This is a genomic window from Coprobacter secundus subsp. similis (genome assembly GCF_015097275.1).
GTDB classification, from domain to species: domain Bacteria; phylum Bacteroidota; class Bacteroidia; order Bacteroidales; family Coprobacteraceae; genus Coprobacter; species Coprobacter secundus.
Genome location: NZ_AP023322.1, coordinates 3,238,329 through 3,259,861, shown reverse-complemented (window position 1 = coordinate 3,259,861; position 21,533 = coordinate 3,238,329). Strand labels below are relative to the sequence as shown.

Annotated in this window: 18 protein-coding genes and 5 tRNA genes; 3 read left to right on the top strand and 20 right to left on the bottom strand. The window is 40.3% G+C overall.

Features of this window, described 5'->3' with window-relative positions:
- Positions 1–112 precede the first annotated feature (112 nt).
- Positions 113–1,405 carry an MATE family efflux transporter gene (locus Cop2CBH44_RS13050; RefSeq protein WP_200754967.1) on the top strand — a complete coding sequence of 431 codons (1,293 nt, stop codon included), beginning with the start codon at positions 113–115 and terminating at the stop codon, positions 1,403–1,405.
- Between the two features lie 4 nt (positions 1,406–1,409).
- Here the strand turns inward: Cop2CBH44_RS13050 and Cop2CBH44_RS13045 are convergent, their stop codons facing one another.
- The 20 genes from Cop2CBH44_RS13045 to rpsU form a co-directional block, all read right to left on the bottom strand.
- Positions 1,410–2,663 carry an Nramp family divalent metal transporter gene (locus Cop2CBH44_RS13045; RefSeq protein ID WP_200754966.1) on the bottom strand — a complete coding sequence of 418 codons (1,254 nt, stop codon included), beginning with the start codon at positions 2,661–2,663 and terminating at the stop codon, positions 1,410–1,412.
- Between the two features lie 38 nt (positions 2,664–2,701).
- The gene (locus Cop2CBH44_RS13040) at positions 2,702–3,607 is read right to left on the bottom strand and encodes a cation diffusion facilitator family transporter (RefSeq protein ID WP_200754965.1); all 906 of its coding nucleotides are present in this window, start codon (positions 3,605–3,607) and stop codon (positions 2,702–2,704) included.
- Between the two features lie 83 nt (positions 3,608–3,690).
- Positions 3,691–4,317 (bottom strand): thioredoxin domain-containing protein, encoded by a 627-nt coding sequence (locus Cop2CBH44_RS13035; protein ID WP_021929634.1) that lies wholly within the window; start codon positions 4,315–4,317, stop codon positions 3,691–3,693.
- Between the two features lie 112 nt (positions 4,318–4,429).
- Positions 4,430–8,698 carry a DNA-directed RNA polymerase subunit beta' gene (rpoC, locus tag Cop2CBH44_RS13030; protein ID WP_200754964.1) on the bottom strand — a complete coding sequence of 1,423 codons (4,269 nt, stop codon included), beginning with the start codon at positions 8,696–8,698 and terminating at the stop codon, positions 4,430–4,432.
- Between the two features lie 86 nt (positions 8,699–8,784).
- Positions 8,785–12,597: a DNA-directed RNA polymerase subunit beta gene (gene rpoB / locus Cop2CBH44_RS13025; protein ID WP_021929635.1), complete on the bottom strand. Its 3,813-nt coding sequence runs from the start codon at positions 12,595–12,597 to the stop codon at positions 8,785–8,787.
- Positions 12,598–12,703: 106 nt separating this feature from the next.
- Positions 12,704–13,075: a 50S ribosomal protein L7/L12 gene (rplL, locus tag Cop2CBH44_RS13020; protein ID WP_021929636.1), complete on the bottom strand. Its 372-nt coding sequence runs from the start codon at positions 13,073–13,075 to the stop codon at positions 12,704–12,706.
- Positions 13,076–13,123: 48 nt separating this feature from the next.
- Entirely contained in the window at positions 13,124–13,642 is a 519-nt protein-coding gene (gene rplJ, locus Cop2CBH44_RS13015; RefSeq protein ID WP_021929637.1) for a 50S ribosomal protein L10, read from the bottom strand.
- Between the two features lie 11 nt (positions 13,643–13,653).
- Positions 13,654–14,352 carry a 50S ribosomal protein L1 gene (gene rplA / locus Cop2CBH44_RS13010; protein ID WP_021929638.1) on the bottom strand — a complete coding sequence of 233 codons (699 nt, stop codon included), beginning with the start codon at positions 14,350–14,352 and terminating at the stop codon, positions 13,654–13,656.
- A gap of 15 nt (positions 14,353–14,367) precedes the next feature.
- The gene (gene rplK, locus Cop2CBH44_RS13005; RefSeq protein WP_021929639.1) at positions 14,368–14,811 is read right to left on the bottom strand and encodes a 50S ribosomal protein L11; all 444 of its coding nucleotides are present in this window, start codon (positions 14,809–14,811) and stop codon (positions 14,368–14,370) included.
- Positions 14,812–14,877: 66 nt separating this feature from the next.
- Positions 14,878–15,420: a transcription termination/antitermination protein NusG gene (nusG, locus tag Cop2CBH44_RS13000; protein WP_021929640.1), complete on the bottom strand. Its 543-nt coding sequence runs from the start codon at positions 15,418–15,420 to the stop codon at positions 14,878–14,880.
- A 14-nt stretch (positions 15,421–15,434) separates the two neighbouring features.
- Positions 15,435–15,629: a preprotein translocase subunit SecE gene (gene secE, locus Cop2CBH44_RS12995; protein WP_055097558.1), complete on the bottom strand. Its 195-nt coding sequence runs from the start codon at positions 15,627–15,629 to the stop codon at positions 15,435–15,437.
- A gap of 16 nt (positions 15,630–15,645) precedes the next feature.
- A tRNA-Trp gene (locus Cop2CBH44_RS12990) sits at positions 15,646–15,718 on the bottom strand.
- A 54-nt stretch (positions 15,719–15,772) separates the two neighbouring features.
- Entirely contained in the window at positions 15,773–16,960 is a 1,188-nt protein-coding gene (gene tuf, locus Cop2CBH44_RS12985; protein WP_200754963.1) for an elongation factor Tu, read from the bottom strand.
- A gap of 48 nt (positions 16,961–17,008) precedes the next feature.
- A tRNA-Thr gene (locus Cop2CBH44_RS12980) sits at positions 17,009–17,080 on the bottom strand.
- A gap of 8 nt (positions 17,081–17,088) precedes the next feature.
- Positions 17,089–17,161, bottom strand: a tRNA-Gly gene (locus tag Cop2CBH44_RS12975).
- Between the two features lie 7 nt (positions 17,162–17,168).
- Positions 17,169–17,251 (bottom strand) — tRNA-Tyr (locus Cop2CBH44_RS12970).
- 13 nt (positions 17,252–17,264) lie between these two features.
- Positions 17,265–17,338, bottom strand: a tRNA-Thr gene (locus tag Cop2CBH44_RS12965).
- Positions 17,339–17,437: 99 nt separating this feature from the next.
- Positions 17,438–17,740, bottom strand: a complete 303-nt coding sequence (gene hpf, locus Cop2CBH44_RS12960; protein WP_021929539.1) for a ribosome hibernation-promoting factor, HPF/YfiA family — start codon at positions 17,738–17,740, stop codon at positions 17,438–17,440.
- A complete protein-coding gene (locus Cop2CBH44_RS12955) occupies positions 17,730–18,638 on the bottom strand; it encodes a tyrosine-type recombinase/integrase (protein ID WP_200754962.1) in 909 nt (302 codons plus the stop codon). Before Cop2CBH44_RS12955 ends, hpf begins: the two co-directional genes overlap by 11 nt.
- A gap of 73 nt (positions 18,639–18,711) precedes the next feature.
- Entirely contained in the window at positions 18,712–18,903 is a 192-nt protein-coding gene (gene rpsU / locus Cop2CBH44_RS12950) for a 30S ribosomal protein S21 (protein WP_021929538.1), read from the bottom strand.
- A 276-nt stretch (positions 18,904–19,179) separates the two neighbouring features.
- On the opposite strand from rpsU, the gene Cop2CBH44_RS12945 reads away from it, so the two are divergent.
- Together Cop2CBH44_RS12945 and Cop2CBH44_RS12940 are read left to right on the top strand one after the other, a co-directional pair.
- Positions 19,180–20,964 (top strand): aminopeptidase P family protein, encoded by a 1,785-nt coding sequence (locus tag Cop2CBH44_RS12945; RefSeq protein ID WP_200754961.1) that lies wholly within the window; start codon positions 19,180–19,182, stop codon positions 20,962–20,964.
- 19 nt (positions 20,965–20,983) lie between these two features.
- A complete protein-coding gene (locus Cop2CBH44_RS12940) occupies positions 20,984–21,496 on the top strand; it encodes a gamma carbonic anhydrase family protein (RefSeq protein ID WP_200754960.1) in 513 nt (170 codons plus the stop codon).
- The last annotated feature ends 37 nt before the right edge of the window (positions 21,497–21,533 follow it).

Below are 21,533 nucleotides of genomic sequence, written 5' to 3'. Positions count from 1 at the left end.
ACATATTTTCCAAGAAATAAATTCTCATAACTCCTATCTTTTTATTATTGCTCCAATATTTCAGTCCATAGAGGAAAACATCAAATATCATTCTGATTCCATTCAATAATTTATGAATAGAAAAATTCTACAGATAGCTATTCCTTCCATAATTTCAAATATCACCGTACCATTATTAGGCCTAATAGACATTGCTATCGTAGGACATCTGGGTTCTGCGGCTTATATCGGAGCCATTGCCGTAGGAGGATTGATGTTCAATATTATTTATTGGTTATTCGGATTTCTTAGAATGGGAACGAGTGGCATGACTTCCCAAGCATACGGAAAAAGAGATTTGAATGAAGTTACTCGAATACTGATTCGAGCCATCGGAACAGGCTTTTGCATTTCTTTCCTGATGATTATACTTCAATACCCCATACAAAAACTTGCATTTACATTCATCGATGCTCCCCACGACGTTCAAGAATTGGCGATTGCCTATTTCAGCATTTGCATATGGGGAGCACCAGCAGTATTAGGTTTATATGGGTTCTCCGGCTGGTTTATCGGCATGCAAAACTCTCGTTTTCCCATGTTTATCGCAATAGCCCAAAATATTATCAACATCATAGCCAGCCTTAGCTTCGTATTCTTCCTGAAAATGAAAGTAGAAGGGGTCGCCTTAGGTACACTAATCGCTCAGTATGCAGGTCTAATCATGGCATTCTCTCTATGGAACCGTTTCTACGGAAAATTGAAAATCAGAATTTTATGGCCTGAGATAATCCAGAAAGGTGCTATAAAAAAATTCTTTCAAACAAACAACGACATATTCTTTCGTACACTCTGTCTGGTAACAGTCACCACATTCTTCACCTCAACCGGAGCAAAACAGGGGGATATCATACTTGCTGTCAATACTTTATTAATGCAATTATTTACACTGTTTTCATATATCATGGACGGATTTGCATATGCCGGCGAAGCTCTCGCTGGCAAATATATCGGAGCCAACAACAAAACCGCATTCAAAAAAATGATTCGGCTGCTGTTCATCTGGGGAATTGCCTTATCTCTCGCATTCACTCTATTATATGGCATCGGTGGCAAAGATTTCCTCAGACTACTGACAAATGACACATCTGTAATCATAGCATCTGAAGATTATTTTTACTGGGCACTGGCCATACCTGCCGCCGGATTTTCAGCATTTTTATGGGATGGTATATTTATCGGGGCTACTGCTACACGGCAGATGCTATATGCGATGTTAGTATCGTCAACAGCCTTCTTTCTACTTTATTATTCCTTACACCATACATTGGGAAATCATGCTTTATGGTTAGCATTTCTCTTGTATCTTTCCCTCCGAGGTATTATGCAAAGCATTATTTTCTATAAAACAAAATTTTTTTCTTAAGTTTCTAAAAAAGGCTGATAAGCAAAGCTATATTAAGCACTGTGACCATAGTCCCCAACAACAACAAGATAATTGTCGTTGACAACTTATTGACATGCCTACCCATCACTTTCCGTGAAGAAGTCAGATAAATTTGAGTAAAAACAGTTATAGGCAATTGCACGCTCAATAACATCTGAGAGATAATAAGCCCCTTAAAAGGATCTCCGATAAAAAATATAATTAATAAAGCCGGAATAAAAGAAAGCAATGTTCCCAACTTTGTATGTAAATCTTTAGGACTATACGCCTCACCAAAGAAACCGGCAAAAACAGAAGCTCCTGCTATTCCTGATGTAATCGTAGATGATATACCGGCAAACAATAACGCTACAGCAAAAATGACCCCGGCACTATTTCCTACCAATGGAGTCAATAAATCTTGTGCCTGGCTCAACTCTTCGACCTGAATATTTTTACTAAAAAAGGCCGAAGCTGCCAATATAATCATTGCCGAATTTATCGCCCACCCGATTACCATAGAAAACAGTGTGTCAAAGAACTCATATTTCAACTGTTTATTTATAACTTTTTCATCTTCCAGATTCCATTCCCGACTTTGGATAACTTCTGAATGCAAAAACAAATTATGAGGCATCACGACCGCTCCAAGCACACTCATAATAATAAGCAAAGAATTATCAGGAAAAGTCGGAGTAACCCACGACTTCACCGCCTCTCCCCAGCTGACATCCACCAAAAACAGCTCATACAAAAAAGACAGGCCGATAATAGAAACAAAGGTTATAATCCAACGTTCGATCTTACTGTACGTATTGGTCAATAACATAACGATTGAAACTATGGTTATAATAACAGACCCGGCCTTTATAGGAATACTGAACAACATCTGCAATGCAATAGCTCCTCCCAAAATCTCTGCCAAAGAAGTAGATATACTTGCCAACATTGCAGAGCCCAATATCGGCACAGATAAAGGCCGACGAATATACTTTGTCGTTGCTTCGGCCAGACAAAGCCCGGTAACAATACCCAAATGTGCTACATTGTGCTGAATAATAATCAACATAACAGACGAAAAAGTAACCACCCACAACAAAGCATACCCAAAAGTAGAACCTGCAGCCAAGTTGGTAGCCCAATTTCCCGGATCTATAAATCCGACTGTCACCAACAAACCCGGTCCAATATATTTCAGTAAATCAAGAGCTCCCGATTTCGGGTTATGATTTATTTTCAGTTTATCCCAGAATTTCATTTTATTCCAATATTACATATATTCATTATCAATAACTCCTAACAACATTTATGGTCACAATGCTCACTGTCCAACTCCAATTCTAATGTCGCATGCTGTATATTATGCTCATACAATTCCTCTTTTAACTTATGCTTCAACTCTTCCATATTCTCTGTAGAACGTACGACAATATGTGCCGTAAGAGCATTCTGCGTAGTGCTGATACCCCAAATATGCAAATGATGTACATCTTCAACTCCTTCATTACGAAGCAATACACCCTTTATCTCATCCAAATTTATATCTACTGGAACACCGTCTAAAGATAGCCGCAAGCTATCATGCAACAAGCCCCATGTCGAATAAAGGATAACAATTGCCACAACAATCCCTATAATCGGGTCTACAAAATACCAATGAGTATATTCTATAACAACACCTGAAATAAGTACACCTACCGATACTAAAGTATCGGCCGCCATATGCAGATAAGCCCCCTTAATATTCAGGTCACTTCCCTTTTGTCGAAAGAGTAAAAAAGCGGTAAAGGCGTTGATTATAATCCCCACACCGGCTACCCAGGCAATCGCATTCCCATCTATCGGTTCCGGATGTCTTATCTTGACAATACTTTCCGACAAAATCATTCCTACTGCCACCAGCAGAATAATAGCATTCAATAGAGATACCAGTATCGAGCTTTTCTTATACCCATAAGTATATTTAGATGTCGGTTTCATTTGCACCAACCGAAATGCAAGCAGAGCTAATATCAAACTGATAACATCGCTTAAATTATGTCCTGCATCCGATAATAAAGCCAAAGAATCATAATAGAACCCTGCTATGGCCTCAATGACAACAAACAAAGTATTTAATATTATCCCTATCACCAACGCAGAATTTATACTCTCGATATTGTGTGTATGTTGGTGTACATGATGTTTATGATTATGTGCCATAACGATTATTTCCTTTTTATAAATTCATGTTAAAGGTCGTGCTTTTTATTGAAAACAGCAATACCTTACCATAGAGATTATTATCAAAGAAAACAATTAATGCGCCTTTGAATCTCCGAATAACGAGTATAGCCATTCGATATCGGATGCACTCCTCCTATAAAGTCGACTAAAAGCAAACTGGGGTACTCGTAAGTCAGAGATCTCGCCTCCGAAAAACGTTCTTTTGTCAATAATTTTATCTCATCAGAATACTGATAATATAGAAATTCTTCAGGAGATAATTCAAGACGCCGAGCCAACTGTTCATAAACCGACTTATCAGATAAATCTTTCCCTTCATAATAGAATGCTCGTAACAATAAATTACAAAACGCCATCGACAAGTGACGCCAATATTTATCTATCGTTGTAATTGCCATTGCCGGAATTTCACTATCGAATATTCTGGACGTATCATTTATCAAATTAAAAAAATTATTGCCAAAAACCACTTCTGTTATATCCGATACCTTGCGTGCCTGATACTTCAACATACGAGCCAACTCCGGTGTGGCATTCCGCCTGTTATTTTCACTCCACATACCGACCGGCAAAATTTTAAAATCTAAACGATGGTGGTATGTTTCATACACATGATTTATTATAAGTTCATTGCCGTAACACCAGATACAATACGGGTCAATTATATATACCAGCTTGCTTTTCATTGCTCTTTTTTGATATAACAAGTAAAAAAGCCAGAAGGTTTCATTAAACAACAAAGGTGCACTCAGATAAAGTGCACCTTCATTAATATATTTCAAAAACGGCTGATTCTTATTAAAAATCCGTTACATTTTTACGATTGGCAAAAACTCGGTCAAACTCTTCCTTAGAACCAACTATAATCTTATCGAACTCACGCTGACCTGTACCGGCAGGTATTAAATGTCCACAAATCACATTTTCTTTCATACCTTCAAGCTTGTCAACTTTACCATTAATAGCAGCTTCATTAAGAACTTTTGTGGTTTCCTGGAACGAAGCGGCCGACATAAAGCTGGATGTTTGCAATGCAGCCCGAGTTATACCTTGTAAAATCTGATTCGAAGTTGCCGGAATAGCGTCCCGCACTTCCACCAATTTCATATCACGACGTTTTAACATCGAGTTTTCATCACGCAACTTACGAGGAGTTACAATCTGTCCCGGCTTCAATGTCTGAGAATCACCAGCATCCACAACAACCTTCTTGCCCCATATACGGTCGTTTTCTTCCATGAAATCATGTTTGTCAACCACCTGTTGTTCCAAGAAGCGAGTATCACCCGGATCGATAATCTCAACTTTACGCATCATCTGACGTACAATTACCTCAAAATGCTTATCATTAATCTTCACACCTTGTAAGCGATATACATCCTGAACTTCGTTCACAATATATTCCTGTACAGCCGTCGGTCCCTTGATTGCCAAAATATCAGAAGGAGTCACCGCACCGTCAGATAACGGAGTTCCGGCACGAACATAGTCGTTTTCCTGTACCAATATTTGTTTTGACAGAGGAACCAGATATTTCTGTACTTGACCGGTCTTGGATGTTACTGCAATTTCACGATTACCCCGTTTTACTTTTCCGAAAGTTACTTCTCCGTCAATTTCCGACACAACTGCCGGATTGGACGGGTTACGGGCTTCGAACAATTCTGTAACACGAGGAAGACCACCGGTAATATCACCTGCTTTACCTACTGCACGCGGTATTTTCACGAACACTTCTCCAGAACGGAGTGCACTGTTCTCATCTACCATTAAGTGAGCACCTACAGGCAAAGAATAGGTCTTCAGTACCTGGCCATTCTCATCAACAATATTTGCAGATGGAACACGGGCACGGTCTTTAGACTCGATAATGATTTTCTCACGCAACCCGGTCTGCTCATCTGATTCGACTTTATAAGTCACACCCTCAACTACATTTTCGAATTGCACTTTACCCGAAACTTCCGATACGATAACGGCATTGAAAGGGTCCCACTCGCAGACAACATCACCTTTCTTCAATTCTGCTCCACTGTTAAAGAACAGTTTAGAACCATAAGGAATATTTGTCGTCGTCAGTACAATCTTCGTATTAGGATCAATAATACGCATCTCAGCCAAACGGCCTACGACAATCATTACCTTTTTCCCTGTCTCATCTATGCTATCAACGGTACGTAACTCATCAATTTCGAGAATACCGTCATAACGTGACGTCACATTCGATACAGCTGCAATATTAGAAGCGATACCACCGACATGGAAAGTACGCAAAGTCAACTGAGTACCCGGCTCACCGATAGATTGTGCTGCAATGACACCGACAGCTTCACCTTTCTGTACCAATCTACTGGTAGATAAATTACGCCCATAACATTTAGCACAAACACCTTTCTTCGATTCACAAGTCAATACCGAACGGATTTCCACTCTTTCGATGGGTGATTCTTGTATTTTTTGTGCAATATCCTCTGTAATTTCATCACCGGCATGAACCAATATTTCTCCTGTTAACGGGTGCTGTACATCATGTACAGATACACGTCCCAGAATTCTCTCATATAAAGAAGCTACAACTTCTTCATTATTCTTGATTTCCGTGCAAACAAGTCCTCGCAATGTTCCACAGTCTTCTTCGTGAATAATCACATCATGTGCAACATCGACCAGACGACGAGTCAAATAACCAGCGTCAGCAGTTTTCAAAGCAGTATCGGCCAAACCTTTACGAGCACCGTGAGTAGAGATAAAATACTCCAATACGGACAAACCCTCTTTGAAGTTTGCCAAAATCGGGTTTTCAATAATTTGCCCGCCTTCAGCACCAGATTTTTGAGGCTTCGCCATCAAACCACGCATACCGGACAACTGACGAATCTGTTCTTTAGAACCACGAGCACCGGAATCCAACATCATATATACAGAATTGAATCCCTGATTATCGCTTGACAACTGCTTCATCAAAATATTAGACAGTTTCGAGTTTACGTGAGTCCAAGTATCGATAATCTGGTTATAACGTTCATTATAAGTAATGAAACCCATGTTATAATTGGCCATGATTTGTTCCACCTCGGCATAACCTTCGTTCACCAAAGCTTCTTTTTCGGGTGGAATAATCACGTCAGCCAGATTAAACGACAAGCCGCCTTTAAATGCCATCTTATAACCTAAATCCTTGATATCATCCAAGAACTGGGCAGCACGAGTTACACCACATACCTTGATAACGTTACCGATAATATCACGAAGAGATTTCTTAGAAAGTATCTCATTAATATATCCTACTTCTGCTGGCACAATCTCATTTACAAGAACACGTCCCACAGAAGTTTCGCGAAGAACGTCTACAATATTACCGTTTTCATCCAAGTCTTTTACCATCACCTTCACTTTCGAGTGAAGTGTAACCTTGCCCTCATTATAAGCAATCTCAGCCTCTTCCGGGCCATAGAATACAAGGCCTTCGCCTTTAGCTCCCGGACGAAGTTTCGTAATATAATACAATCCTAATACCATATCCTGAGAAGGTACGGTAATAGGTGCACCATTAGCCGGATTAAGAATATTATGAGCCCCTAACATCAACATCTGAGCCTCAAGGATAGCTTCATTACCCAATGGCAAGTGTACAGCCATCTGGTCACCATCGAAGTCAGCGTTAAATGCCGTACATGCCAATGGATGTAACTGTATAGCTTTACCCTCAATCATTTTGGGCTGGAATGCCTGAATACCCAAACGGTGCAACGTCGGTGCACGGTTCAACAACACAGGGTGACCTTTCATTACATGTTCAAGAATATCCCAAACGACCGGTTCCTTACGATCGACAATCTTCTTGGCCGACTTCACGGTCTTTACAATACCGCGTTCGATTAGTTTCCGTATAACAAAAGGTTTATATAATTCGGCAGCCATATTCTTAGGCAAACCGCACTCATGCATTTTAAGTTCGGGACCTACAACAATAACCGAACGAGCCGAGTAGTCGACACGTTTACCCAATAAGTTCTGACGGAAACGCCCTTGTTTTCCTTTCAAACTATCAGACAAAGATTTCAAGGGACGATTTGCATCCGTTTTGACTGCACTCGATTTACGAGAATTATCCAATAACGAATCAACAGCCTCCTGAAGCATACGTTTTTCATTACGCAAAATAACTTCCGGAGCTTTGATTTCCATCAACCGTTTCAAACGGTTGTTACGTATGATAACACGACGATAAAGGTCATTCAAATCAGATGTAGCGAAACGGCCTCCGTCCAGAGGGACAAGAGGACGCAATTCAGGAGGAATCACCGGAACGACTTTCAGAATCATCCATTCAGGACGATTACGCATTTTCGACGCACGGAACGACTCTACCACTTGCAGACGCTTCAAAGCCTCACTCTTACGTTGTTGCGAACCATCTGTATTGGCACGATGACGCAACTCATAAGAAAGTTCATCCAAATCAAGACGGGCTAATAAATCATAAATAGCCTCAGCACCCATTTTTGCAATAAACTTCTCGGGATCAGTATCGTCAAGCAATTGATTGTCTTTAGGCAGATTATCAAGTACATCCAAATATTCTTCTTCAGACAATAAATCATAAACGGCCAAACTGTCTCTTTTTACCCCCGGCTGTATTACGACATAACGCTCATAATAAATGATTGCATCAAGTTTCTTCGTAGGTAATCCAAGTAAATAACCGATTTTGTTGGGAAGAGAACGGAAATACCAGATATGAGCAACTGGAACGACGAGCTGAATATGTCCCATCCGTTCACGACGTACTTTCTTTTCCGTAACCTCAACACCACAACGGTCGCAGACAATGCCTTTATAACGAATACGCTTGTATTTACCACAATGGCATTCATAATCTTTTACCGGACCGAATATACGTTCACAAAACAAACCGTCACGCTCAGGCTTGTATGTACGATAGTTGATGGTTTCGGGTTTCAAGACTTCACCGCTCGAATTTTCCAAAATCTCTTCTGGAGATGCTAATCCGATTGAAATCTTCGAAAAGTTACTCTTTATCTTGTTATCTTTTCTAAAAGCCATAAATTAAATTTATAAAGAGTTATAAGAATTTCAGTGTGTCAGTTTCTCTTTCAGAGAAATACTGACAACACTTTTTCTAAGTTTATTTATTCTAAATTGATGCTAAGACCAAGACCTCTCAACTCATGCAAAAGCACATTAAGAGACTCAGGAATACCAGGTGTAGGCATAGGCTCACCTTTTACAATGGCTTCATATGCTTTAGAACGTCCGACAACATCATCCGACTTAATTGTCAAAATCTCCTGTAAAACGTGAGAAGCACCGAATGCCTCAAGAGCCCAAACCTCCATTTCTCCAAAACGCTGACCTCCAAACTGAGCTTTACCACCTAACGGCTGTTGCGTAATCAAAGAATAAGGACCTATCGAACGAGCATGCATCTTGTCTTCAACCATATGACCCAGTTTCAACATATAGATAACCCCTACCGTTGCTGGCTGGTCAAAACGTTCTCCGGTATGTCCATCATACAAATATGATTTACCATAACGAGGCAGGCCTGCTTTGTCAGTCCACTCATTCAAATCATCAAGGCTTGCTCCGTCAAAAATAGGCGTTGCAAATTTTTCGCCTAATTTTACACCGGCCCATCCCAAAACGGTTTCAAAAATCTGTCCTAAGTTCATACGAGACGGCACACCCAGAGGATTCAAAACGATATCAACCGGAGTTCCATCTTCCAAGAACGGCATATCTTCTTGACGAACGACTCGCGACACGATACCTTTGTTACCATGACGACCGGCCATCTTATCACCTACACTAATCTTACGTTTCTTGGCGATATACACCTTGGCCATCTGTACAATTCCTGAAGGCAATTCATCTCCAATCGAAATATCGAATTTCTTACGACGAAGTTCTGCATCGATTTCCTTATACTTTTTCAAGTAATTCATAATAGTAGCCCGTATCAATTCGTTCTTAGCCGTATCGGTAGTCCACTTACTTACTTGAATAGAGGTATAATCTATCTCGCTCAAAGCCTTTTGAGTAAATTTAGCTCCTTTGGCAATTATTTCCGCTCCCAGATAATCTTTTACTCCCTGAGACGTCTTGCCGTTAGTCAATATCATCAATTTTTCAATCAACAAGTCTTTGAGCTTGGCTTCTTTTTCTTCGTACTCTTCATCCAATTTAGGAAGAATAGCTTTATCACTTAGCTTAGATTTCTTTTTCTTAATAGCTCTTGAGAACAGATTGGTACCGATAACCACACCCTTTAATGAAGGAGTAGCTTTCAACGATGCATCTTTCACATCACCTGCTTTATCACCAAAGATTGCACGTAACAATTTTTCTTCCGGTGACGGGTCAGACTCTCCCTTAGGCGTAATCTTACCAATCATTATATCACCCGGATTTACGTGAGCCCCCACACGGATGATACCACGTTCGTCAAGGTCTTTCGTTGCTTCTTCACTCACATTAGGTATATCAGAAGTCAACTCTTCCATACCTCTCTTCGTTTCACGTACTTCCAAAGAATATTCATCTACGTGTACCGAAGTCAATATATCTTCACGAACTACACGTTCGTTAAGTACAATAGCATCTTCATAGTTATAACCCTTCCACGGCATAAATGCTACTTTCAGGTTTTTACCTAATGCTAATTCTCCGTTTTCGGTAGAATAACCTTCCGTCAAAATCTGTCCGGCAGCTACCCGGTCTCCCTTATGGCAAATAGGCCTCAAATCCACAGTAGTACTTTGGTTGGTCTTGCGGAACTTGGGAATAGTATACTCTTTAACCGAATCTTCAAAACTTACAAACTCTTCTTCTTCGGTACGATCATAACGAATACGTATTGTCGTTGCATCGACAAATTCCACAACTCCTGCACCTTCGGCAGTAATCTGCGTACGAGAATCCCGAATCAACTGACCTTCCAAACCGGTACCTACAACCGGAGCTTCGGTACGAAGCAACGGTACGGCCTGGCGCATCATGTTCGAACCCATCAATGCACGGTTTGCATCATCATGTTCAAGGAAAGGAATCAACGAAGCTGCAATAGATGCAATCTGCGTAGGAGAAACATCCATTAAGTTTACTTCCTCAGGAGCTACAATAGGGAAATCCGCATCCAAACGTGATTTTACTCTCGTACGAATAAATGTACCATCATCATTTAGCGGAGCATTACCCTGAGCAATAACCTTACCTTCCTCTACTTCAGCCGTCAAATACACAATACCATTTTCGGACAAATCAACTTTTCCATTTTCGACTTTACGATATGGAGTTTCGATAAATCCAAGGTCATTGATTTTTGCATATACACAAAGTGAAGATATAAGACCGATGTTCGGTCCCTCAGGAGTTTCAATAGGACACAAACGACCGTAATGTGTGTAATGTACGTCACGAACCTCAAATCCGGCACGCTCTCTCGACAAACCTCCAGGTCCCAAAGCCGACATACGACGTTTATGTGTCATTTCGGCCAAAGGATTCGTCTGGTCCATAAACTGAGACAGAGCATTCGTCCCGAAGAATGTATTGATTACCGAAGAAATAGTCTTGGCATTAATCAAATCGATCGGTGTAAATACCTCATTGTCCCTAACGTTCATACGTTCACGTATTGTACGTGACATACGAGCCAGTCCGACACCAAACTGGTTATACAATTGTTCACCTACAGTTCTTACACGACGGTTACTCAAGTGGTCGATATCATCAACATCGGTCTTCGAATTAATCAACTCAATAAGATATTTGATAATCTCGATAATATCCTCTTTCGTCAAGACCTTTATATCGGCCGGAGTGGACAGATTCAATTTTTTATTGATTCTATAACGTCCTACCTCACCCAAGTCATATCTCTTTTCAGAGAAGAATAAATTTGTAATTACTTCGCGAGCACTGGCATCATCAGCCGGTTCAGCATTACGAAGTTGGCGATATATGTATAACACTGCTTCTTTCTCCGAGTTACTGGAGTCTTTCTGCAACGTATTGTAAATAATCGAATAATCAGAAAGATTTCTTTCTTCCTTATGCAATAAGATATTGGATACTCCGGATTCAAGAATTTCTTCAATATGCTCTTCTTCCAGAACTGTTTCTCGATCGATGATAACCTCATTACGTTCGATAGAAACAACTTCTCCAGTATCTTCGTCCACAAAGTCTTCTACCCAGGTCTTCAACACACGGGCAGCCAAGCGCCGACCAACAGCTTTCTTAAGATTCGTCTTGTTTACTTTTACCTCCTCGGCAAGTCCGAAAATTTCGAGGATATCTTTATCACTCTCGAAACCGATAGCTCTCAACAAAGTTGTAACCGGCAATTTTTTCTTTCTGTCAATATAGGCATACATGACATTATTAATGTCGGTAGCAAACTCAATCCAAGAACCTTTAAAAGGAATAATACGAGCAGAATAGAGTTTCGTACCATTTGCATGCGTACTTTGTCCGAAGAAAACACCCGGAGAACGGTGAAGCTGCGATACTACGACACGTTCAGCACCATTTATAACGAATGTACCCTTCTCGGTCATGTAAGGAATCGGGCCAAGATACACATCCTGTATCACGGTATCAAAATCTTCGTGATCGGGATCTGTACAATACAACTTCAGTTTAGCCTTCAAGGGCACACTGTAAGTCAACCCTCTCTCGATACATTCATCGATAGTATATCTGGGCGGATCAATGTAATAATCCAAAAATTCGAGGACAAAATTATTCCGGGTATCTGCAATCGGAAAATTTTCTGCAAACACCTTATACAAGCCCTCATTTTTTCTTTTTTCCGGGGGCGTATCCAGTTGTAAGAAGTCTCGGAAAGACTTCAACTGCACTTCAAGAAAGTCCGGATATTGAAGCGGATTCTTGATTGAAGCAAAATTTACCCGTGGTTTACCTATATTTGAAGACATTTAACAAATGGGATTAATTGAACTTAATTTAAATTATATACACAAAAAGGTTAAGAGACCTCTTCCAGAAATCTCTTAACCAAAGTTCCTGATAATCAGGAAATACTTATTTAAGTTCAACTTCAGCGCCAGCTTCTTCTAATTGTTTTTTCAACGCTTCAGCTTCAGCTTTAGCAAGACCTTCTTTGATGTTGCTAGGAGCACCATCTACCATATCTTTAGCTTCTTTCAAGCCAAGACCGGTAAGTTCTTTTACTAATTTAACAACTGCTAATTTGTTAGCACCAGCAGCTTTCAAAACAACATCGAAAGATGTTTTTTCTTCAGCAGCTGCACCAGCAGCAGCAGGAGCGGCAACAGCAACAGCTGCAGCAGCAGGTTCAATACCATACTCATCTTTCAAAATCTGAGCAAGTTCGTTTACTTCTTTTACGGTCAGGTTTACTAATTGTTCTGCAAAAGCTTTTAAATCTGCCATTTTTGTATGATTTAATTTGTTATTTTACTAATTCGTTTTTCTAAAAAATTATCTTTCTGATAGAGTCTGCAATACTCCGTGAAGTTTAGAACCTCCCGATTGCAATGCCGAAACAACGTTCTTAGCAGGCGATTGTAACAATGCGATAACATCGGCGATAAGTTCATTTTTGCTCTTAATAGCAACTAACGCATCTAATTGTTCAGCTCCGATATAGAAGCTTTCTTCAACATATGCAGCTTTGAAGTTCAATAAGTCAGAAGTAGATTTTCTAAACTCTTTGATCAACTTGGCCGGAGCGTTACCTGTATTCGTAAACATTACTGCAGTCGAGCCTTTCAGACAATCATAAAGCGGAGTATAATCAGTATCGAGAGACTCCATAGCTTTGTGAAGCAAGGCATTCTTAACAACCAGTAATTTTATATCTTGCTTGAAGCATTCACGACGAAGAGCGCTTGTTTTCTCAGCGTTCAACGCAGCTGTTTCTGCCAAATAAAAATGACTGTATTCTTTAAGAGTCGATGCAATCTGTTCTATAACTGTGCTTTTATCTTCCTTTCTCATAATTCAATTTTTTAAATCTCATCAACTGATTTAGGCTCGATTTTAATACCCGGGCTCATTGTACTTGAAAGATAAACACTCTTAATATATGTACCTTTAGCAGCAGTCGGTTTCAGTTTAATCAAAGCAGAAACAAATTCTTTTGCATTATCACGAATCTGATCAGCAGAGAAAGATACTTTACCTATAGAAGCGTGTACAATACCATTTTTATCGACTTTAAAGTCAATCTTTCCTTGTTTTACTTCTTTTACAGCCTTAGCAACCTCGTTGGTAACAGTACCGCTCTTAGGATTAGGCATCAAGCCACGAGGACCCAATACACGTCCTAAAGCACCGATTTTACCCATGATAGCAGGCATTGTTATAATAACGTCAATATCGGTCCAACCACCTTTGATTTTCTCGATATATTCGTCCAGCCCAACGTAATCAGCTCCAGCTTCCTTAGCAGCGGTTTCCTGATCGGGAGTACAAAGTACCAATACCCGAGTCACTTTACCGGTACCATGAGGCAGAGAGACAACCCCTCTTACCATCTGGTTAGCTTTACGTGGGTCTACGCCTAAACGTACATCAACATCAACAGAGGCATCAAATTTTGTATAAGTTATATCTTTTACCAACTGAGATGCTTCTTTGAGTGAATAGGCCTTCCCTGCTTCAATTTTGTCTAAAGCTAACTTTTGATTTTTTGTCAGTTTACCCATTTCAATTGAAGTTTATTAGTTAATATCCGGGAATTCCCCACTTACGGTTATACCCATACTTCTAGCTGTACCAGCAACCATAGTCATCGCTGATTTCAAAGTAAAACAGTTCAAATCGACCATTTTGTCCTCAGCAATTGCTTTTACCTGATCCCAAGTGATTGATGCCACTTTTTTACGGTTAGGCTCTGCCGATCCACTCTTTTGTTTAGATGCTTCTAACAATTGAATGGCTACAGGAGGAGTCTTAACAATAAAATCGAAAGATTTATCGCTATAATAAGTGATAACGACAGGTAATACCTTTCCGGCTTTGTCTTGAGTGCGGGCATTGAATTGCTTGCAAAACTCCATAATATTAATCCCTTTAGAACCTAAAGCCGGTCCTACAGGGGGAGATGGGTTTGCTGCACCTCCTTTAATCTGTAATTTGATCTGTCCAGCAATTTCTTTAGCCATTTTGATTTAATTTGATTTGTTATAAAACAACGTGGGGATAATGACAAGCGCGTAACACCACCTTCATTATTCCTTTTCTACTTGCATAAAGCCCAATTCGAGTGGAGTCTTACGCCCGAAAATTTTAACCATTACTTTCAACTTTTTCTTTTCGTTGTTTACTTCCTCAATAATACCACTGAAACCATTAAACGGCCCGAATGTTACTTTTACGGTTTCTCCAACAAAATACGGAATGCTAATCTCCTCTCCTTGCTCTTGTAACTCGTCTACAGCACCCAACATACGTTTTACTTCGGCGGGTCTCAACGGGTCGGGATTAGTCGTCCCTCCCAGAAAACCAATTACGTTTGTTGTATTACGCAAACGATGAGACACCTCTCCGACGAGCGCTGCCTCTACAAAAACATAACCTGGATAAAGATTTCTTTCCTTAGTGACTTTCTTACCATTACGAACAGAATATACTTTCTCAGTAGGTATCAAAACCTGAGATACATATTCTCCAAGGTCAGTATTCTTGATTTCAGCATCAAGATATTCCTTTACCTTGCCTTCTTTTCCGCTAATGGCACGCAATACATACCATCCTCTTTTTACCTCAGACATTTTCTACCTCCCAATTAGAATATTTTGCCGTAAATAAAATGCATAATATGGTCAAAACATTGGTCCATCACAAATACTACCAAGGCTATGATTAGGGAAGCGAACATAACAACCACGGCACTATTGCTTAATTCGGACTTTGTCGGCCAAGAAACCTTATAAACCAATTCGTTATAAGACTCTTTAATATTTGCAAGTATCTTTTTCATTCTCTTTTTGAGTTTGCACGGGTCGAGAGACTCGAACTCCCGACACCTGGTTTTGGAGACCAGTGCTCTACCAACTGAGCTAGACCCGTATATCAGCCAGCTCCATAAATATGAGCCGGCTGTAAACTATACCTATATTTAGATTAGTCAAGGATTTCGGTAATCTGACCAGAACCTACTGTACGACCACCTTCACGAATAGCAAAACGCAAACCTACGTTGATAGCTACCGGATAGATAAGTTCTACAGAGATTGTTACATGGTCACCTGGCATTACCATTTCAGTTCCTTCCGGAAGAGTGATTTCACCAGTTACGTCCAACGTACGGATATAGAACTGAGGACGATATTTGTTGTGGAATGGAGTGTGACGACCACCTTCTTCTTTCTTCAGGATATACACCTGAGCTTTGAATTTTGAGTGAGGAGTGATCTGTCCCGGATGGCAGATAACCATACCACGTTTGATTTCGTTTTTGTCGATACCACGGAGCAACAAACCAACGTTATCACCAGCTTCACCTTGATCAAGAAGTTTGCGGAACATTTCCACACCGGTAACAACAGATTTCTTACCTTCAGCACCTAAACCGATAATCTGAACTTCGTCGCCCACTTTGATAACACCAGTTTCGATACGACCTGTTGCAACAGTACCACGACCTGTGATAGAGAACACGTCTTCTACCGGCATCAAGAATGGTTTATCGATATCACGCGGAGGCAGAGGAATCCATGTATCAACAGCATCCATCAACTCCATAACTTTTTCTTCCCATTGAGGTTCGCCATTCAATGCACCCAGTGCAGAGCCACGAATAATAGGAGTATTATCGCCATCGTATTCATAAGAAGAGAGCAATTCTCTCATTTCCATTTCTACGAGTTCAAGCATTTCTTCATCGTCAACCATATCGCATTTGTTCATGAAAACTACGATACGGGGAACGTTTACCTGACGAGCCAACAAGATGTGCTCACGAGTCTGAGGCATAGGACCGTCAGTAGCAGCAACAACGATGATAGCACCGTCCATCTGAGCAGCACCAGTTACCATGTTTTTCACATAGTCAGCGTGACCCGGACAGTCAACGTGAGCATAGTGACGATTTGCAGTTTCATACTCTACATGTGAAGTATTAATAGTAATACCTCTTTCTTTTTCTTCAGGAGCATTATCGATTGAATCGAAAGAACGCAATTCTGAAAGACCTTTTTTAGCCAACACAGTAGTGATAGCGGCAGTTAATGTGGTTTTACCATGGTCTACGTGACCGATAGTACCAATATTAACATGAGGCTTGGTGCGTTGAAATTGTTCTTTAGCCATAACTTAACTTGTTATTTATTTTAATTAATGATTAGCGTCCAAATCTTGAGCCAATGACGGGACTTGAACCCGTGACCTCGTCCTTACCAAGGAAGCGCTCTACCACTGAGCTACATCGGCAACATTTGAGCGGGAAACGGGACTCAAACCCGCGACCCTCAGCTTGGAAGGCTAATGCTCTATCAACTGAGCTATTCCCGCAAAAATGTGGGCGAAGATGGATTCGAACCACCGAAGTCGTAAGACAGCAGATTTACAGTCTGCCCCATTTGGCCACTCTGGTATTCGCCCTTATTTAACACTGAGCCGATAGAGGGATTCGAACCCACGACCCCGAGATTACAAATCACGTGCTCTGGCCAACTGAGCTATATCGGCTTATATATTCGCACCCGTTATGCATACGCATATTTCCAATGCGAAACGGGTGCAAATTTAGTCATTAATTTCAAACTACAAAAATATTACCGTATTTTTTTATTTAATCCGGCTTTTTTCCTTCATCTTTTGCAACTGTTTTACTAAGGCATCGACAGCCAGGTCTACTGCCTCTTCAAAAGTATCGGCAATCTTGCACGAAAATATATCATCTGTTTTCGGTACCAGCAATTTAATGCCAGCTTCTTTATTTTGAGCCGTCTCAGGTTTGACAACTTTCAACGTAACCTCTGCGGCAATGATATCATCATAATACTGGCTTAGTTTTACTACTTTTTTCTGAATAAAACTTTCCAACTGCGTAGAAGCATCGAAATGAATGGCTTGAATTCTAATTTCCATAATTTTCTCCTTTTCTTTCTGCTCGGGGATGAGCTTGTTTATAACTTTTTTTCAGCTCCTCAAACGTAATGTGCGTATACACTTCGGTCGATGCGAGAGAGCTATGACCCAGCAACGCTTTCACACTGTTCAGTTCCGCACCATTATTCAACATTGCCGAAGCAAACGTATGTCGCAATACATGCGGGCTCTTCTTGGTCAATGAACAAACGGTTTCAAGATAATGTGTCACCACACGATATACTAATTGAGGATAAAGGGCCTCACCATCTTCTTTTATAAAGAAATACGGATATCCCCCTCCTATTTCTTTAGCTCGGATGGCTCGATACTCTTCTATCATCGTTCGTAACTCTTTCCCAAAAGGAATAATTCGTTGCTTATTACGCTTTCCTGTCACTTTTATGGTCGAAGCCATCAAGTCGACATCGACATCTCTCAACCCTATCAGCTCTGCCCGGCGAATTCCGGTAGAGTAAAACATGGTTATGATAAGTTTATCGCGTACGGCCCTAAATCCCGAACCGAAATCCACCTCGTCAAGCAACAGGTCCATTTCTCCTTGCTTTACGAAAGACGGAAGTCTTTTCCGTATTTTAGGAAGCTGAATATTCCGTATCGGAGTATCTGTTATCTCCTTTCGTATGACCAAATATCTAAAGAACGAACGTAAAGCTGAAATCTTCCTGCTTACCGTACGAGGAGCTTCCCCGTTCTCTACCAAAACAACCACCCAGTTTCTTACGATATCCCGGTCGATTTTTTCAGGAGCAAACTCTCCGATTTCTTTTGTTACAAAGTCCCTAAACTGAAATAAATCATTTTTATAAGACAGAACGGTATGAGAAGAATATTTCTTCTCATACCGAATATATCCTAAAAATGATTCAATCAACATAAAGAGCGTTGCTTTACTAACGCTACGAATTTAGAAAAAAGAATTCAATTCACCAACTTCAAAGCGGTGTTTTTTACTCTTCCGTCTGTTGCAATTTCTGTATGTAAATAGCTCGCATTACTTTTTTGCGATTTACTACAGAAGGCTTTTCAAAAGCCTGACGATTTCTAAGTTCTTTAATAACACCTGTTTTCTCAAATTTTCTTTTGAATTTCTTCAAAGCTTTTTCAATGTTTTCGCCTTCTTTTACTGGAACTACTATCATATTTTTAATAATTAAAAAGATTTCTCGTACAAAATGCGGTGCAAAATTACACATTGTTTCTTGATAAACAAACCTTTCGGCTTTATTTTCTCTGTTTTCCTCATTTTTTTCACTTTTTTACAGTTTCAACCCAATTTATGTATTATACACAAGCTTCATTTTCAGCCATTTCACAGTACTTATCAATACTTTTTTTAATCGATTTATGTCTCCGATTATTTCTTTTCACCGGATTAAGTTTTACCTTTGTGTGTACACACAATAAAAAACAAAATTATGAATAAAGATAGTTTAGCCCGGGTAAAAGCTCTCCGCCAAATCATGAAAGAAAACAGAATAGATGCTTTTATCATTCCCGGAACCGATCCCCATCAAAGTGAGTATAGTGCTGCCTACTGGAAAGCCAGAGGCTGGATATCTGGATTTACAGGCTCAGCAGGGACCGCCGTTGTCACGGTTGATAAAGCAGGGCTGTGGACCGATTCCCGGTATTTCTTACAAGCAGAGTTGCAACTCGAAGGTACCGATTTCGTTTTATTCAAACAAGGGCTTGCCGAGACACCCTCTATTCAGGAATGGCTTGCCGAAGTCCTGTCTCCCGGCTCGACTGTCGCTATAGACGGAGCGATGTTTTCTTATTCGGATGCTTTGGAAATGAAAAAATTCTTCAAGACCAAGACAATTTCCTTCGTGACAAATTTTGACCCATTCGATTCTATTTGGCACAACCGCCCTCAAATACCTTCTGATCCGATATTTGCATATCCGGAAAAATACAGTGGTGAATCTACTGAGAGCAAAATAGAGTCTATATTAGAAAATATATCGAAATATGGGGCAAATTCTTTATTGTTATCGGCTCTGGATGAAATTGCATGGATACTGAACATTCGAGGAACTGATGTAGAATGTAACCCGGTAGCCATATGCTATGTATTTTTATCGGAACAAGAGCGCGTATTATTTATCAACGCAAAAAAAATAAATACCGAAACTGCCGAATATCTAAAAAGTAACAAAATCAAAATTGCCGGTTACGATAAGATTCATGATTATTTACAAGCTTTGCCTGAAGGTGTAAAGTTATACATTGATCCGGCAAAAATAAATTATAGCTTGGTAAATGCTATCTCTCAACAAAATGCCATAGTGTTCGGAAAGACTCCGGTAGCCATGCCTAAAAGTATAAAGAATGAAACAGAAATTGCCGGATTCAAAGCAGCTATGATACGGGACGGAGTGGCTTTGGTAAAATTCTTTTACTGGCTTGAACAAAATGTTCCGACAGGCCATGTTTCTGAAATCACCATTGCAGAAAAGCTTCGCGAATTCCGTTCACAGCAAGATTTATATGTAGGTGAAAGTTTTTCCACGATAGCCGGATATGGAGCTCATGGTGCTATAGTCCATTATAGTGCTACGCCCGAAAGCGATGTAACTATCAAAAATGAAGGATTTTTACTAATCGACTCCGGAGCTCAATACCTTGACGGGACGACCGACATAACTCGCACCGTCGCTTTAGGGCCACTAAGTGACCGTCAAAAACGAGACTTTACCCTTGTCCTAAAAGGGCATATTGCTATTGCAACCTCTATTTTCCCCCAAGGGACAAGAGGTGCACAAATCGATGCCTTCGCCCGCCATTTCTTATGGAATTACGGATTAAATTATTTACACGGGACAGGTCACGGCATCGGTCATTTCCTGAATGTACATGAAGGGCCTCAAAATATCCGTCTCGAAGAAAATCCAACTCCTCTAACTCCCGGTATGGTGACGTCCAACGAACCGGGCGTCTACATTGCCGGAGAATATGGCATCCGTACCGAAAACTTGATATTGACAGTACACCACAGTACAACAGATTTCGGAGACTTCAATGCATTCGAAACTTTGACATTTTTCCCTATCGACAAAAAAGCAATTGATATAACATTGCTCACTGCCGATGAGAAAGAGTGGCTCAATAATTATCATAAAACCGTGTATGAAAAATTAAGCCCCCAATTAGTGGGTGCAGAAAAAGAATGGTTAAGAAAAGCGACAGAGGCTTTATAAATTTAATATTCGAAAAAGTATGGCACTAATAAAATCAGTTCGAGGATTCACACCTATTATCGGCAAAAATTGTTTCCTTGCCGATAATGCAACATTGATAGGCGATATTGTCATGGGGGATGATTGCAGTATCTGGTTCAACACAGTATTGAGGGGTGATGTAAATTCTATCCGTATCGGCAACCGAGTAAATATACAGGACGGCTCTGTCTTACATACCTTATATCAAAAATCGACCATCGAAATCGGTGACGACGTCTCTATCGGGCACAATGTCACAGTACATGGGGCTGCCATCAAAGACGGGGCACTTGTCGGCATGGGAGCTGTCATTCTCGACGATGCCATTGTCGGCGAGGGAGCTATCGTGGCTGCCGGTTCAGTAGTACTAAGCAAAACTGTTATCGAACCCGGTAGTTTATGGGCCGGAACTCCTGCCAAATTCATAAAAATGGTAGACCCGGTACAATCAAAGGAAATCAATCAGAAAATTGCTAAAAATTATCTGATGTATTCCGAATGGTATAAATAGCTTTTTCATGTCTATTAAAAATATTGCTCCAGAATGG